This is a genomic window from Agrobacterium sp. GW821-FHT02D03 (assembly GCF_059421725.1).
Genome location: NZ_JBWKVN010000001.1, coordinates 1,322,560 through 1,338,677, shown reverse-complemented (window position 1 = coordinate 1,338,677; position 16,118 = coordinate 1,322,560). Strand labels below are relative to the sequence as shown.

Here is a 16,118-nt window from a genome sequence, read left to right as displayed (position 1 = left end):
ACAACAAGAATGCAAAGCGCGACAGCGAATCTGAAAGGTCGCGCCGCGCTTTAGTGAAGACCGAAGAGATTGAGCAGCTCCTCGCGCTGGCGAACGAAGGCAGCTGAACTGCGATCACGAGGGCGCGGAAGATCGACATCGATCAGACGGGGTGTCGCGCCCTTTTCCCGTGGCAGGATCAGAATCCGGTCAGCGAGATAGATCGCCTCTTCGAGATCATGCGTCACGAGAACCGTGGTCACGTCTTCCTCGCGCCAGATCCTTGCCAATTCCTGCTGCATGCCGATTTTTGTCATCGCATCCAGCGCGCCGAGCGGCTCGTCCAGAAGCAGGATTTCCGGCTGAACGGCGAGAGCGCGGGCAATGCCCACACGCTGCGCCATGCCGCCGGAGAGCTGCCGCGGATAGGCACTTTCGAACTGCTGCAGGCCAACGAGGTTGATGTAGCGACGGGCGCGGCTGCGTGCCTCTTCCCGGCTCAATCCTTGCGTCTCGAGCCCGAAGGCAACATTGTCAAGCACGGTCAACCAAGGCAGAAGCCGCGGCTCCTGAAAAATCACCGCCCTCTCACGACCGACGCCACGCACCGCGTTTCCATCGATCAGCACATCACCACGATCGGCCTCTTCAAGCCCAGCCAGCACCCTCAGCAGTGTCGTCTTGCCCGAACCGCTGGCGCCGACGATCGCCAGACTCTCGCCGGATCGGATCGTCAGGTTCAAGTCTTTCAGCACCTGGAACGGCTTGCCGTTCAACTGGTAGGATTTGGAGAGGTGGCGGATCGCCACCTCTCCCCGTAACGATTGCACGGCACTCATCACGTCACCTCAATTGCTGGCGGTCGCGGTTTCAGGCGAATAGAGGATCTTCTCCGTCGAGAGCTGGCCCTGCTCTACCTTGCCTTCGCGCGTCAGCACGTCGATCCAGAACTGCAGGTCGCGATCGACAGCCTTCCCGCCGGGGCGGACGCCATAACCGAGGAAATACTTCGCCAGTTCGGGATTTTCGCCGCGCTCTTCCAGGGCCTTGGCAAATATTGCCTTGGTTTCCTCCGGATGTTCGCGCGCGTAATCAAGCGCGCGTTGAGACTGTTCGACGAAGGTCTTGGCCGCTTCTGGATGCGCCTTGATGAAATCGCGGCGCAAGACCACGAAGCCGCCGGCAATATCGCCGAGAACATCCGTGTCATCGAAAACCGGCCGGATACCGCCATGCGTCTTCGCTAGCCCTTCGAAGGTCGTCTGCCAGTAGCCGAAGGCGGCGATGTCCACTTGGTTGGAGCGAAGCACCTGCTCCAGCTGCGGTCCCGGCACGACCACCGGCTTTGCCGCATCGACCGGCAGTCCCTGCGAATGCAGTGCCTCGCGGATCGTGTAGTCCAGATGGGCGCCAAGCGTATTCACTGCAATCGTCTTGCCGGCAATATCCTTGATCGACTTGATCGGGCTGTCATCCAGAACGTAGAAGACCGACTGGACCTGATCGTTGATGCCATTCGACGGATAGGCGGCGACGAAGTCGTTTCCGCCGGCAATCGAGTTCAACACGGCGGATGTCGCAGCGCTGCCGATTTCGACATCACCGGAAGCAAGAGCAAAGAGTGAGGCCGGGCCACCTTGGGCATAGCCGACATTTTCAAAGCTCACACCGGTACCTTTGAAGTAGCCGAGCTTTTCGGCAAGCTCATGGGCGGCAAGACCGCCCTGGCTTGCGAGATAGCGCAGCTTCACCTCTTCCGCCGAGGCGATGTTGGTCAGACCGAAAAGGATGGCTGCCGAGAGCAGCAGCTTGCGGGAATGGAACGTCATGGTCTTATCCTTTGAATTTGAAAAAAACGGGGATCGATGCGGGGATCAATGGGACGGCGCAGACCAGCGGCAAAGCTTGCGCTGGAGCAGCACGAGCCCGGCATTGGCCGCGAGCCCGAGAAGCGCCAGAAGAAGGATCGACGCATACATCAGCGGAATCTGGAAATTGTACTGGGCGTTCATCACCTGGAAGCCGACACCCTTATTCGCACCGATCATCTCGGCAGCGATGAGCAGGAGGAGCGCGGTGGTGGCGGAAAGACGCAAGCCGACGAAAATCGCCAGCACGGAAGCAGGCAACACCACACGGCGGAAGATCGCGATCGGTCCTGCGCCATAGGTGCGCGCCATTTCGATCAGCTTGCGATCCACTTCCTTCACGCCGCCAATGGTGGACAGCAGGATCGGAAAGAGCGTTGCCCAGAAGATGACGAAGACCTTGGATGCTTCACCCAGCCCCAGCATCAGAATGAAGACAGGATAGAGGGCGAGCGCCGAGGTCTGGCGGAAGAATTGCAGCAGCGGGTCGAGCGCGCGCTCAACGGCCGCCACTTGCCCCATGAAAAGGCCGAGCGGAATGCCGATGGCGACAGCCGCTGCAAAGGCAATGCCAGATCTCTGGAGGCTGATAGCGATGTCATCGATCAGCGCCCCGCCGACAATGCCCTTCCACAGAGCGGCGACGATGATGTCGAGCCGCGGAAAGACCGCCGGGTTGATCCACCCCTGCGTGCTCGAAATTTGCCAGGCTGCCAGAAAACCAAGCACGAGCCCGTAGCGGGAGAGGAACGGCGCGACGTATCGGTTCGCCACCTGTAGAGCGACGGGTGCTGGCTTCTCGCCCCGATAATCCAGAACCCCTGAATGCGTGGACTTTACTTCGTCATAGGACATGATCGCACCTCACTCCGCTGCCTGGGCAACTGGCCGCTCTACAGACCAGCGATTGACGGGATATGGCAGGCCGAGATTCTCGCGAAGAGTCGTCCCTTCATATTCCGTCCTGAAGAGCCCGCGACGCTGCAATTCGGGAATGACGAGATCGACGAAATCGTCGAGCGCAGTCGGAAGCCATGGCGGCAGGATGTTGAAACCGTCGGCGGCCTCGTTCTCGAACCACTCCTGCAGCGTGTCGACGATGGTTTCCGGCGTACCGACGATCGTGTAGTGGCCACGGGCAGAAGCGACCCACTGATAGAGTTGGCGGATGGTGAAGTTGTTCTCGTCGGCAATCTGACGCAGCAGCGCCTGCCGGCTCTTCATCCCTTCCGTCGGCGGCGCGACAGGGAGCGGTCCATCGAGATCGTAGCCTTTAAGGTCCAGCGTGCCGCCCGTCAGACCGTTCAGAAGACCGACGCCGTCGTCCTCGAGGATGAACGAGGTCAGCCTTTCATATTTCTCCTGCGCTTCCGCCAGGGTTCTGCCAACGAAGGGCGACACACCCGGCATGACGAGAATATGGTTCGGATCTCGGCCAAGACGGCGAGCGCGTGTCTTGATGTCGCGATAAAACTCCTGGGCCGTCTCGATATGCTGGTGCGCGGTGAAGATCACCTCGGCGGTCGCGGCCGCCAGATCGCGGCCATCTTCGGACTGCCCCGCCTGAACGATGACGGGGTGACCCTGCGGCGAGCGCGGCACGTTCAGCGGACCGCGCACCTGAAAATGCTCACCGCGATGATTGGTCTCGTGCAGCTTGGCCTTGTCATAGAAGACGCCGCTTTCGACATCGCGGACAAAGGCATCATCCTCGAAACTGTCCCACAGCGCCTTGACGACATCCACATGCTCGGCAGCGCGCTTGTAGCGGCTGGCATGGGGCAGTTGGGTGTCCAGATTGAAGTTCTGTGCGGCGGAATCGCCAGTGGTCGTCACCACGTTCCAACCTGCCCGGCCGCCGGAAATCAGATCCAGAGACGCAAACTTGCGCGCGGTCAGATAAGGCTCTTCATAGGTGGTTGACGAGGTGGCGATGAAGCCAAGGTTCTTGGTGAAAGGCGCCAGCGCCGAGAACAGCGTCGTCGGTTCAAAACCCGCCACCCTGGCATTGCCACCTTCCCGCGCGCCACCAAAGCCGACAGCCAGATTGTCTGCCAGGAAATAGGCGTCGAACAATCCACGTTCGGCGGTTTGCGCCAATTGCTTGTGAAACTCGAAGCTCACCGCGCCATCCACCGGCTGATCGGGATGACGCCATGATGCGATATGCTGTCCACCGCCCGGCAGGAATGCGCCCAGTCTGATCTTGCGTGCCATTGGTTCCTCGCTTTGAAGCTTTGCCGCATCTGCCTTCAGGCAGAGAAGCGGACCATCCAGCTGCAGCACCCGTTCACCACGTGCCGCTTGAGAAGAACCCTACATTGTCTACTATTTTTATATAGAAAGGAGATTGCTCTGTTACGCATCATGAGCAAAAATATTTCTGTTCTTGAGCGCAGAGGCAGAACGAGCGCAAAATATGTTCGGCAGTGGAGGAGCTCATGCAACTCCGTGTCAACGGCGTGGCAGCCAACCTCAAGACAAAAAAGGCCGGAACATCATATCCGATGTTCCGGCCTTCAATTTGTAAGCCGCCAACAAAAAAGACAGCCCGTTCAATTCAAGCTCACCAAGCACAACGCTTGGCGTGGAGCAGACTATTCCAGCGGTATCGCGACGAAACGCAGATTACCTTGCGCATCGGCAATCATCATATGCGCATTCTTGCGTCCAGCAGACTTCAGGCCATTGACGCGTACCATCACGTCGCCGGGAACTTCCATGAAATCCTGTCCGACTTCGACGATTACATCGCCCGCCTTGACGCCCTTCTGCTCTGCAATGGAACCCGGCGCAACGCTTGCCACATAGACGCCCTCGACGCTTTCGGCGACGCCCTTCTCGGTCTTCAACTCGTCGGTCAGCGTCACGAGGTTCATGCCGAGCACCGTCTGTGCTGCCTCGCGTGTATCGGGCGCCTGCTGCTCGGTCTCGCCGTTCTTCTGCTCAGGCGCGGTCATTTCGCCACCCTCACCATCTTCAGGCATGGCGTCGTCGCTGCCGGCACCGGGCTGCTGATCTTCGGCACTATCCTGCAACTGACCGAGCTTGACCTTGACCGTCTCTTCCTTGCCGTCGCGGAGCACCACGACATCGACTTCCTTGCCCACCGGGCTTTCGGCCACGATCCGCGGCAGGTCGCGCATCTCCTGGATTGGCTTGCCATCGAAATTCAGCACCACATCACCGGGCTTGATCGGCCCGTTCTCAACCGGACCGCCCTTCACAACGCCGGAAATCAGCGCGCCCTTGGCGGTGTCCATGCCAAGGCTGGAGGCAATATCGTCGGTGACCGGCTGAACGCGCACGCCAAGCCAGCCGCGCCGGGTTTCGCCGAACTCGATCAGCTGCTGCACGATGTTTTGCGCAAGCTCGGTTGGTACGGCAAAGCCGATACCGATCGAGCCACCGCTTGGGGAAATGATCGCCGTATTGATGCCGATGACTTCACCCTTCATGTTGAAGAGCGGACCACCGGAGTTGCCCTTGTTGATGGCGGCATCCGTCTGGATGAAGTTGTCATAGGGACCGGCATTGATGTTGCGGCCGCGGGCCGAAACAACGCCGACGGTCAGCGAGCCGCCGAGGCCGAAAGGATTGCCGATCGCCATAACCCAGTCGCCGATGCGCATGGTGCGGGAATCCCCGAACTTCACCGCCTTCAGCGGCGCTTTCGGCTCGACCTTCAGAACGGACAAGTCCGTCTTGGTGTCGGTTCCCACGAGCTTCGCTTTGAGCTTGGTACCATTGGGGAAGATCACCTCGATATCGTCAGCGCCTTCGATGACGTGATTGTTGGTGACGACGTAACCCGCCGGATCGATGACGAAGCCGGAGCCGAGCGAATTGACCTTCTCCCCGCTCTCCGGCTTCTGGTTGTCAAAATAGTCCTTGAAGAACTCCTGGAAGGGTGAACCATCCGGGATACGCGGCGGCGTCGGCCCCTTGCCCTCCGCCTTGACGCTTTGCGATGTCGAAATATTCACCACCGCATCAAGAAGCGGCGCCGCGAGATCGGCCACGGAAGCTGGCCCATTGGTCTGCGCCATCGCGCCTACCGGCACAGCCACACCACCGGTCACGATGGCAAAGGCGGCCAGACCGGCAACGCTGCTGCGGAAGGGCGAAAATCGGGTCACGGGCATCAAGCGTCCTCGCATCTGCAAATAGTAGCCTCAAGCTTTAGTAGCCAAGCATAAGGCGGAATGATGAAGTGTGAAAAACCTTTTCGTGAAGAGCACGCGAATCTTCGCGCTCCTTCCACTGCAAATGCAGGCCTATCGTAAAGCCCCGACGATCACACCTATTTTCTTCCATAAGAAAAGGCCGCTCGAGGCGGCCTTTTCAGTCTCACATATCCAACAATCAGTTCGCTGGCGCCTGTGCCGGCGCTGGCGGAGCTGCGGGTGCTGCACCCTGCGGCTGCGTGCCGTTGATATTGTTGAAATAGCGGAAGAAGGTCGAATCTGGCGAAAGAACCAGGGTCGTACCGTTACCCGTCAGCGCGTTGGTGTAGGCTGTCATCGAGCGATAGAACTCGAAGAAGGCCGGGTCACGCTGGAAGGCTTCACCGAAGATGCGGTTGCGTTCGGCATCACCCTCACCGCGCAGCACTTCGGACTGGCGCTGGGCATCGGATTCAAGCTCGACGACCTGACGATCGGCGATAGCGCGGCGACGCTGGCCCTCTTCGTTACCGCGGGCGCGGATCAGTTCGGCTTCCGCCAGACGCTCAGACTTCATGCGCTCGAAGGTCTGCTGTGAGACTTCCTGCGTCAGGTCCGTACGACGGATGCGGACGTCGACGATGCTGATACCGAGCGACTCGGCGTCAGGACGCAGATCGTCACGCACTTCCTGCATCATCGATGCGCGGGCATCCGACAGCGCGGATTCGAAGCCACGCAGACCGTAGACCCGGCGAAGCGATGCATCGAGACGCGTGCGCAGACGCGTTTCAGCCGAGAGCTGATCGCCCGACACGGTTTCGCGGAAGCGACGTGCATCGGTGATGCGATAGACCACGAAAGCATCGACTTCGTAGAACTTGCCGCCCGAAACCTGAACACGAATATTGTCGTGGTCGAAGCGCAGCGCGCGGTTTTCGATATACTGAACGCGATCGGCATCCATGAAGGCGAATGGCAGCTTGAAGTAAAGGCCCGGCTGCGTCTTCACATCCTGGATCTGACCGAAGCGGACGACGATTGCCTGCTGCCGCTCATTCACGACGAAGACCGAGGAGTAGACGAGGAAGAACAGGATCGCGAGGCCAACGAGAATTGCCGTAAGACGATTGCTCATATCAGTTGCCTCCCTGCTGTGCTGCGCCGGTATTGCCGCGCATCATTTCATTCAGAGGCAGATATGGCACCACGCCCTGCTTTTCATCGATGATGATCTTGTTCGAACCCTTGAGGACCTGCTCCATCGTTTCGATGAACATGCGCTCGCGGGTCACTTCCGGTGCCGTTTGGTACTGGTCGTAGATCGAGATGAAGCGCTGAGCCTCACCCTGAGATTCGTTGACGACACGGCTCTTGTAAGCGTTCGCCTCTTCGACGATCTGGGCTGCCTGACCGCGTGCCGCACCAAGCTTCTGGTTGGCATACTGGTTGGCTTCCTGCACGAAGCGATCTTCATCCTGTTCGGCACGCTGCACTTCATCGAAAGCATCGGCGACTTCGCGCGGCGGTGCCGCATCCTCGATCGCAACCGCATTGATGGAGATACCGGCACCGTAGCTGTCCATCGTCGCCTGAATGATGGAGCGAACATCGGCGGCAATCGCCTGACGATTGTCACGGAAAATATCCTGCGCCGGACGGCGACCAACGACTTCGCGCATCGCGCTTTCAGACACCTGCTGAAGGGTTTCAGCCGGCGTATCGACGTTGAAGAGATATGATTTCGGATCGGAGACCGTGTAGAGAACCGAGAACTGGACGTTGACGATATTCTGGTCGCCGGTCAGCATCACGCCGGTGGCAGCCGACGAAGACGTCGCACGTGCACCGATATTCTGTTGCTGCTCTGTCACCTTGACGATCTCGACAGTCTCGATAGGCCAGAAGTGATAGTGCAGACCCGGCATCGACACTTCGTTCTTCGGCTTGCCGAAACGAAGTTCTACGCCGCGCTCGTCCGGCTGGACGGTGTAGATGGACTGAATGCCGATAAAGGCAAGAACCACGAGAACAAGGATGGCCACGACGCCACCATTGAAGCCGCCCGGCAGCATGCGCTTGAAACGATCCTGACTGCGACGGATGATTTCTTCCAGATCGGGCGGGCCGCCATTGCCGTTACCGCCGCCTCCGCCACCGCCGCGTGGCCGGTTTGGCCCTTGTCCCCAAGGTCCACCCTGGTTGTTTCCTCCGCCGCCGCCACTATTACCGCCGCCGCCGCCCCAAGGGCCACCGCCGCCATTCTGATTGCTCCAGGGCATTCATACCTCTTTGTTATAAAAACTTTCCCGCTCCCTCTCCAACGCGCTTTTGCGATGCCGGCGGGAATATCGTCCTCGTTATAAGAAGGCGAAGCGTCTGTTTCAACGCAGGGGCGGTAACTTAGTACCAGATAGACCCAAATAGTTCACTTTGCCGCACCGCGCCGCTGATAGGTTGCGAAACGCACGGCGTAATCGTCCTTTTCCCCGGCTGGCAGGGCAGTTTCGTCGGTTTTCTCAAAAACGGCTGGATCGATTTCCGGGAAAAACGTGTCGCCATCCAGTTCGACCTCCAAATGGGTGACGGAAAGTTGATCGGCGAAGGGCATGGCCTGGCGGTAAATCTCGCCCCCACCGGCCACATAAACCGCTTCCACACCAAGCTCTCGAGCTTTGGATTTTGCTCGAGACAGCGCTTCCTCAAGCGAGGAAACGACCTCCACGCCGTCAGGGCGATAATCCGGGTTGCGGCTGATGATGATATGTGGACGACCGGGCAACGGCCGCTCGCCGACGGAGAGAAACGTCTTGCGCCCCATGATCATCGGCTTGCCCATGGTCTCAGCCTTGAAGCGCTTGAGATCGGAAGACAGCTTCCAGGGCATGTCCAGCTCGCGCCCGATAACATTGTTGCAGGACACGGCAGCGATCAGAATGATGCGGGGTTCACTCATACCGCAATCGGCGCCTTGATGCTTGAATCGGCTTCGTAGTTCTCCAGCGTAAAGTCTTCGAACTTAAAGGCAAACAGATCCCGCACGTCCGGATTGAGCCGCATGGTCGGCAAGGCCTTCGGCGTCCGCGTCATCTGCAACTTTGCCTGCTCGAAGTGGTTCGCATAGATATGCGCGTCACCCAGCGTATGGACAAAATCACCAGGCTTCAAACCCGTGACCTGCGCCACCATCAGCGTCAACAGGGCGTAGGAGGCAATGTTGAACGGCACGCCAAGGAAGATATCGGCCGAGCGCTGGTAGAGCTGGCAGGAGAGCTTGCCATCCGAAACATAGAACTGGAACAGGCAGTGGCATGGCGGAAGCGCCATCTCGTCCACCAGCGCCGGATTCCATGCCGAAACGATGTGACGGCGCGAATTGGGATTGGTCTTCAGGCCTTCGATCAAAAGCTGAATCTGGTCGATATGGCGACCATCCGGTGCGGGCCATGAGCGCCACTGCGCGCCGTAGACAGGCCCGAGATCGCCCTTCTCATCCGCCCACTCGTCCCAGATGGTCACGCCGTGTTCCTTGAGATAGGCAATGTTGGTGTCGCCCTTGAGGAACCACAGCAGCTCATGGATGATGGAGCGGAGATGAAGCTTCTTGGTGGTCAGCACCGGGAAGCCTTCTGAGAGATCGAAACGCATCTGGTAGCCGAAGACAGAGCGGGTGCCCGTACCGGTGCGATCGCCACGATCGCTGCCCGTTTCCATCACATGCCGAAGAAGATCGAGATATTGCTTCATGTCGTTCCGCCACCGAGTCTCTATGGGGTTGTTATACCCCTTCCCGGCAGCGGAACCAATCGATGGACTCGGTTCGTCACAACTTTTGCGCCTAGACCGTATCAAGCTTTCCGAGATGCTTGGCCACGAGGTAGTAGAAGGTCACACGGGATTTGCTGCGGTCTGCCGCCATCGCCTTGGCGGTTGCGTCGATCGCTGCATCCGCCTCCGCGCCATCGACGCCGAGCTTCTTGGCGCACCATCCGCTCTTGACCCGCGCAAGCTCCTCCGGGTCCGACGACGACACCAGCGCCGAGTCGCGATTGCGAAGCGCAATACCCAAATATTTGACGATCTTGTTCACCACACCTTCATCGGCATCGGCATCGTACTTCTTCACATCTGCAAGATAGTCCGTCATGTCCTCATCCTCCATGTTGAGCAGCCGGATCGTATCCACGGCCACTTCAGGGAGAAGATGTTCCAAGCCTGCAACCGCGTCAAGAATCTCATGCAACCGTCTGCAGGTCAGTCCTTTACCGAAATGTCACAAGGCCTCTTTCCTCAGCGCGCGGAAATGCCTATATGACCTTTGCCGGATGCAAATCCGGCTATGGCGATAAACGGTCGATGGAATAAACCTATTGGACCCGGGGGCGGTACCCGGCGCCTCCACCAAAAACCGGCGGCTTCTTGAGAAAAGGCCGGCTTTTGATGGGGGCGAAATAGGATCGACAAGGGCGTAAAGATCGAACTTTTGCTCGGCATGATACCGCCGTTATCGGGTCACAAGTGTAGTTGCAAATGACAACAACGCTAAGGAATACGCTCTCGCTGCCTAATGGCGGTGCGGGAATTCCGCTCTAAGTCCTTACGGTTAGCCCCGTAAGGCGGGGTTCGGAGGTACCTGGCAACAGAAACCTCCACCTTCTCCCCTCTCTTGAAATTCGCTATATGGTGCGCCTGACTCGCTTCTGGTACGCTTGAGATCGCGCATATATTTGCCGCGGTTGAAGGCTAAAACATGCTGCAGGCGATGAAGGCTTTTTCGTTGCTGCGCACTAAGACATTGCGTATACTCAGGTAAAAGACGTTCGAATAAGGAAAGACAGGACCGTATGGGGCAGGATCATATCCGTTACGACATTCTCGCACAGGATGCCCTTCGCGGCGTTATCCGCAAGGTTCTGAGCGAGGTTGCGGCCACTGGCCGGCTGCCGGGCGATCACCACTTCTTCATCACGTTCCTCACCGGCGCGCCGGGTGTGCGGATTTCGCAGCATCTCAAGGCGAAATATGCCGAGCAGATGACGATCGTCATTCAGCATCAGTTCTGGGATCTGAAGGTGACCGAGACCCTTTTCGAGATCGGCCTGTCCTTCTCCGACACGCCTGAAAAGCTCGTCATCCCCTTCAACGCCATCCGTGGATTCTACGACCCGTCGGTGAACTTCGAACTCGAATTCGACGTGCCTTTGGCCGAAGAGGAAGAAGTTCAGGAAGCGGAAATCACCGCCTATCCTGCACCCGCTGAAGCCAAGGTTCAGCCTTCTGAAGAGAAGAAGACGGACGAAGAAAAGAAGGCCGGCTCGGTCGTCTCCCTGGATGCTTTCCGCAAGAACAAGTAAGGCGTCTGGCGCTGTCCTCAACGCGGTGCTGACCAATGAGAGGGCCTCATGACGGGTGATGTCGTCAACCTGCGCCAGTTTCGCAAGCAAAAGGCGCGCTCCGAAAAGGAAAAACAGGCGGAGCAAAACCGCCTGTCATTTGGCAGAACGAAATCGGAAAAGTCTCTGACGACAGCCTTGAATGACAAGGCTGAGCGCCAGCTCGATCAGGGCAAGCTCGATCGTCAGGATGGCGAGTCCGAATAGGGCCAGCCGCCAAGATCATCGCCTACCACCTCACGGCAACCTCCCTCCAAAAGCTTTGCCGCATTCAGTTCTCGAACTCGGGTTCACAGCATCGGCCCGAAAATCGGATTCGATTTTCGGAAGGCACGATGCGTCGATGCAGAAACGCAAGGCGCTTTAAGCACCTGGTTCATTGAAGGCAGTATGCTGCCTGCCCTCTTGATCGCGAAGCTCTGGTGCTTTCTGCTAGAGCGCGCACGGGGCCGAGCTTCTCACCACACACCAAAGCACGCATCCCACCCGACATTCCGGATCGTGTCGACGGCATCGGACTTTTTTTCGGCCTGTCTTTCGATATCGCCCATCCTGGATGAGAAGTGGTGGAACCGAGGACACATAACAACGTTATCGAACGCAAGCTCCTATACATTTCATGGACTTGCAGGCAGAAAATGAATCAGATTGGCACCCTCTTGAATCGGCTTGGAAAGCAGCGACCTTGATACGCAAGCACTCCACGACTCTTCATGGTCACCGCACAAGCATCTCATTGGAGGATGCGTTTTGGGACGAACTCCGCGCGATTGCGGAAAAGCGGAAGATGAGCTTCGCGTCCCTGTTGGCGGAGATAGACGACAACAGATCGGAAAGCAGCAACCTGTCATCGGCGCTGAGGGTCTATGTGCTGATCTGGCTCAAGAGTCAGAAGTAGTCGATCCACCCACTTTGCCCAACACAAATGGCAGCAAGCGTTAAACGCTTATTGAGGTGGGGATGCGTTCGACGGATCGGAGAACTGCCTGATCACATCCTGCGTCGGCGGAACTCTGAGCGTCGGTGTTGCCTCAGGTGTTTGCTGCTGGCGCTGCAACCGCTCCTGCTGCTCCTTCTCTGCCTGCAGACGCTCCTGCGCCAAAGCCCTCAGCCGTTCCTCCTCCGCCTTTCTTGCTCTTTCTTCCGCCTCTGCCCGTTCTTTTGCCGCCTGCCGCTCCGCCGCCTGGAAGCGATAAAGCGCAACCTCGCGTCGCAGTCGCTGTTTTTCCAGCACGCTCGCCTGTAGCGCTTCCACACGGCGGCGCTCCTTTTCGAAGGCGCGAAGAGAGAGATAGCCGGTGAGACCGGAAACATCTGTCGTCAAAGCTGGCTGCGCCAGAGGACCGACATAGTTCAGCCGGATGGAAGGCGTGGCACCGGCAAGCTCCTCGATGCCCGGCTTGTAGTCGAGCTCAAGACCTCCGGTCAGTGTTTCGTCGGCAATGTTCAGCGACAGATCGCCTTTGAGGGACAACTGGTCTGTGGATGCCGTGACATTCTGCATCTTCAGGCTGCCATCGCTGATGGTGAAAGGCATGGAGATCTGACCCAGCGCAACGTCGCCCTGCCAGAGTTGCTGATCCACCAATGGACGAACTTTTGCCGCGTCGATATTGCCCTGCAGGCTAGCAGCCGCCTGAAGCCAGGGCTGGAAGGCATTCGGGTTGATGCCGCGCAGAACCAGATCATTGGTGCGGATTTCACCTGAGCCGCTGGCGGATGTCAGCAATTCGCGGACACTCTTGCCGGTTGCTTCCGCCGTCAGATCAGCCGCATAGCGACCCGTTGCCACCGGGCTGTTGCCGCTCTTCCAGATGATGCCTTCCGGATTGGCCCCGGAGATGGCAAGCTTGGTGCGGAAGATTCCAGCCCCCTCGCCCGTCGCCATCGCCATTCTTCCGGACAGTTTGCCGCCCATCCAGTCGCCCGCGATGTTATCGAGCGACAGCGTGCCGTTTCCATGGGTCATCGAGAAGGACGATCCGGTAACGGTGCCGAAAGGGCCGACCTCGAATTTCGCCGCCTTGACGGACAGTGCCGCCTCGATCTTCGGGAAGGACGGAAGCGCGACCGGCTTGGCGTTCAGCCCGCCACTTTCCGGATCAATGACCGGTCCATACATGGCGTCACCCAGCCACGCCATATCGACGCTCGCAAGCGAGACATCGCCCGTCACCTTGTAGGGTGCGGCGCGCGATAGTGCGACATTGCCGGAAAAGGCGTTGCCGCCGGCCTGGCCAGTCAGATTGGCAAAGGTGGCCTTTTCCTTGTCGACGGAAAGCTTGGCATTTGCCTTGGTCGACATCCCGCCACCGAGCTGCGGCAAGCCAACGGCGTTCATGATAAGGTAAGGCTCGATATCCGCGCTTTCGAGCGCGAGATCGGCGCTGCCTTCACCGAAGGTCTCGGGCGCAAGTGAAAAGCTGCCGCCGGCGGTAAAATGGGTGCGTTCCGTCGAGAAGCGGAAATCCGTCTGCATCGCGGAGCCGAGGCTGCCATTGAGCTTGACCGAAAGCAGACCTTCGCCGTCCGCATCAAAGGGCAGCGGATCAAGCCCCGCCTGGCCGAAGAGAATCGCAGTCGACTGGTTCTTGAGAACCGCTTCCAGCGTCAGCGCGGTATCGTCCGTGATCGAGAAGAAGTCCGGCAACTTGGCAACTGCCGACAGACGGCTGCCATTGATCGTGCCGGAGACGGCGGCATTGGCGCCACCACTGTTGCTATAGACGGAAAGATCAACGGTAACATCCGAATTGGCGTACCAGGGCGCGCTTCTCACCAGACGATCCAGCAGCGGATGGTGTGGCAGTTTCTGCCGGATCAGTTCAAGCACCGGCTGCATGTCTGCGGCGCGCAGATTGATGGTGCCCTTGCCGCCATATTTCAGCAGAGTGCCTTGCAACTGTCCCTTGGCATGCACCTCGGCACCGGCAATATCGCCAGCCGTCATCGTATCGAGGGAGAGAACGCCGTCCGACACCGTAAAGGCGGTCTCCACCTTGTTCGCCGTCACACCCGCCATATTGAAGCGGTCGGCCTTGAATTTCGCGGCGATGCGCTCATCGAAGACGGATGCGCCATTCGGATCGCCAAGAACAAGGCTCCCAAGCGCTTTCAGCGCGTCGAGATCGATCTCGTCGCCGGCAAGATCGACATCGATGCTTGCCCCCTTATCCGTCGTCTGACGCAGCAGGCTGCCGCGCAAAGATGCCCGACCGATGGCAAGTTCGAGATCGTTGAAGCGCTGCGCCTTGGTCGTCAGCGAGACCTTGGATGAGAAGCCGGCAGCGTTGAGCTGGCGAATGGCCGGATCGACGCTGCCCGTCAGCCAATTGGCAAGGCCGGACGGCTGGTTGGAGGCCACCAGAAGATCGCCGTTAAAGGCGGGGCCGTCCGTCAGCGTCAGCGAGCCCTTGGCCTCGAACTGTGTGCGACCTGGCAGCACGGCAACGGCGTTCACCACCTGCCACCCTGCCCCATCCGGTCGTACATCAAGCCGAATATCGCGAATGGTCGTGTCGTCGGAGATGAGTGCGGGCAGACTGATACTGGCCTTACCCGGCACCTGCGGCACCGGAATGCGTGCAATCAGATCGGCAAAAGCCTCGATACGCTGGCGCACCGACACTGTCGGTACACGGGATGTCTTGCCGCTGGACGGGACCGGAACCGGCGTCAAGCGGTTGAAATCGATCTGCTGTCCGTCGGCGGTCAGCAGGAATTCGGGCGCCGCACCCGTATCGAGCGTGGCTTCGCCGGTGACGATATAGGGATTGTCGATAGCGCCCAGCTCCATACGGTAGCTGGGAATACGCAGGCGCCCGTTGGTCAGTTCAAAGCTGCCGCGTGTGCGCGGCGCCGAGAAGATCGACTGATCCTGCTTCTGCTGCGCTTTTTGCTGTTGATTGTCGTCACGGCGGAAATTGAAGGCGAAGGAGCCGCTATAGACAGGACGACCAGCCGTCGCGCCAATGCCGCCATCGAGATCGATCTCGACGGGATACTCATCCGGCTGCAGCCGCAGGCGAAGTCCCATGCGGCCGACCGTCGGGTCCGGCTCGCCGCTTGAAAGCGAGAACGATCCGGCGTGGCCATCAATCGCGGCCCGGCCTTCCGCCCGCCATGGTCCAGCCAGTGATTTTGCCGACATCGCCGCATTCAGCCCGGTGATGGTGCGGTTACGACCAGATTGCTCGTCGATGAACTCGATCTGCCCATCTTCAATGTTGACGCTTTCGAGCACCACGGTGCGGGCGGGGATCTCGACGCGACCGCCACGCATCCAGTCCAGCGTGCCATCCTTCAGCAGCCGGATTTTCGCTTTTGGCTCTTCGATACGCATGTCGAAGATGCGCGCTTCTCCTGAAAGAAACGGCGCGAGTTCGGCATCCATGGAAAAACGTGCCACCTGAATGAGTGGCGAACCATCGGCGTCGGTGCCTGCTCTCACATCATGCAGCGTCACCGATGGAAACGGCAGAAGCCGGGCTTCGACCGGTCCGTGGACCACCACCTTCTTGCCCAGAATGCGGCTTGCCTGATCTTCGAAGTCGCGACGAAAGTCGGTCCAGTCGATGAAATAGGGAATCAGAAGCGCCGCGAAGAGCGCCACAACCAGCAGTCCGCCCAGAAAAACCAATATGCGTCCGAGCACGACCCGTCGTCTCCCATAATCACCGCTGAAAACTAGCGGTTTTTCGCCCTAGGGCAAG

The 16,118-nt window shown here is 58.9% G+C and carries 14 protein-coding genes and 1 other RNA gene; 4 read left to right on the top strand and 11 right to left on the bottom strand.

The features are described from left to right. Positions 1-50 precede the first annotated feature (50 nt). From AC07U5_RS06190 to AC07U5_RS06145, 10 genes are all read right to left on the bottom strand, one after another. Positions 51-818 carry an ABC transporter ATP-binding protein gene (locus AC07U5_RS06190; protein ID WP_494722555.1) on the bottom strand — a complete coding sequence of 256 codons (768 nt, stop codon included), beginning with the start codon at positions 816-818 and terminating at the stop codon, positions 51-53. Between the two features lie 9 nt (positions 819-827). Continuing rightward, positions 828-1,808, bottom strand: coding sequence for an ABC transporter substrate-binding protein (locus tag AC07U5_RS06185; protein WP_112521508.1), 981 nt, complete (start codon positions 1,806-1,808; stop codon positions 828-830). Positions 1,809-1,853: 45 nt separating this feature from the next. After that, positions 1,854-2,702, bottom strand: coding sequence for an ABC transporter permease (locus AC07U5_RS06180; protein WP_494722554.1), 849 nt, complete (start codon positions 2,700-2,702; stop codon positions 1,854-1,856). A 9-nt stretch (positions 2,703-2,711) separates the two neighbouring features. Next, positions 2,712-4,064, bottom strand: coding sequence for an LLM class flavin-dependent oxidoreductase (locus AC07U5_RS06175; protein WP_494723263.1), 1,353 nt, complete (start codon positions 4,062-4,064; stop codon positions 2,712-2,714). Positions 4,065-4,444: 380 nt separating this feature from the next. Then, a complete protein-coding gene (locus AC07U5_RS06170) occupies positions 4,445-5,992 on the bottom strand; it encodes a Do family serine endopeptidase (protein ID WP_062440619.1) in 1,548 nt (515 codons plus the stop codon). Positions 5,993-6,212: 220 nt separating this feature from the next. Next, positions 6,213-7,151 (bottom strand): protease modulator HflC, encoded by a 939-nt coding sequence (gene hflC, locus AC07U5_RS06165; protein WP_062426559.1) that lies wholly within the window; start codon positions 7,149-7,151, stop codon positions 6,213-6,215. Position 7,152: 1 nt separating this feature from the next. Beyond that, the gene (gene hflK / locus AC07U5_RS06160; protein WP_062426558.1) at positions 7,153-8,295 is read right to left on the bottom strand and encodes an FtsH protease activity modulator HflK; all 1,143 of its coding nucleotides are present in this window, start codon (positions 8,293-8,295) and stop codon (positions 7,153-7,155) included. 146 nt (positions 8,296-8,441) lie between these two features. Continuing rightward, on the bottom strand, positions 8,442-8,969 hold the full coding sequence (locus tag AC07U5_RS06155) for a dihydrofolate reductase (protein WP_494722553.1): 528 nt from the start codon (positions 8,967-8,969) through the stop codon (positions 8,442-8,444). After that, on the bottom strand, positions 8,966-9,760 hold the full coding sequence (locus tag AC07U5_RS06150; RefSeq protein ID WP_062426556.1) for a thymidylate synthase: 795 nt from the start codon (positions 9,758-9,760) through the stop codon (positions 8,966-8,968). Before AC07U5_RS06150 ends, AC07U5_RS06155 begins: the two co-directional genes overlap by 4 nt. A 91-nt stretch (positions 9,761-9,851) precedes the next feature. Further along, positions 9,852-10,160, bottom strand: coding sequence for a DUF2853 family protein (locus AC07U5_RS06145; protein WP_062426642.1), 309 nt, complete (start codon positions 10,158-10,160; stop codon positions 9,852-9,854). A gap of 134 nt (positions 10,161-10,294) precedes the next feature. Between AC07U5_RS06145 and ssrA the strand changes: the two genes are divergently transcribed. The 4 genes from ssrA (at position 10,295) to AC07U5_RS06125 (ending at position 12,304) form a co-directional block, all read left to right on the top strand. Continuing rightward, positions 10,295-10,667, top strand: a transfer-messenger RNA (tmRNA) gene (ssrA, locus tag AC07U5_RS06140). A 190-nt stretch (positions 10,668-10,857) separates the two neighbouring features. After that, positions 10,858-11,367 (top strand): SspB family protein, encoded by a 510-nt coding sequence (locus AC07U5_RS06135; protein ID WP_062426554.1) that lies wholly within the window; start codon positions 10,858-10,860, stop codon positions 11,365-11,367. A gap of 48 nt (positions 11,368-11,415) precedes the next feature. Then, positions 11,416-11,613 carry a DUF4169 family protein gene (locus AC07U5_RS06130; protein WP_062426553.1) on the top strand — a complete coding sequence of 66 codons (198 nt, stop codon included), beginning with the start codon at positions 11,416-11,418 and terminating at the stop codon, positions 11,611-11,613. A 478-nt stretch (positions 11,614-12,091) separates the two neighbouring features. Further along, positions 12,092-12,304, top strand: coding sequence for a ribbon-helix-helix domain-containing protein (locus AC07U5_RS06125; RefSeq protein WP_062426641.1), 213 nt, complete (start codon positions 12,092-12,094; stop codon positions 12,302-12,304). Positions 12,305-12,352: 48 nt separating this feature from the next. Here AC07U5_RS06125 and AC07U5_RS06120 read toward each other — a convergent pair whose 3' ends face one another. Continuing rightward, positions 12,353-16,060 (bottom strand): AsmA family protein, encoded by a 3,708-nt coding sequence (locus AC07U5_RS06120; protein ID WP_494722552.1) that lies wholly within the window; start codon positions 16,058-16,060, stop codon positions 12,353-12,355. Between the last annotated feature and the right edge of the window lie 58 nt (positions 16,061-16,118).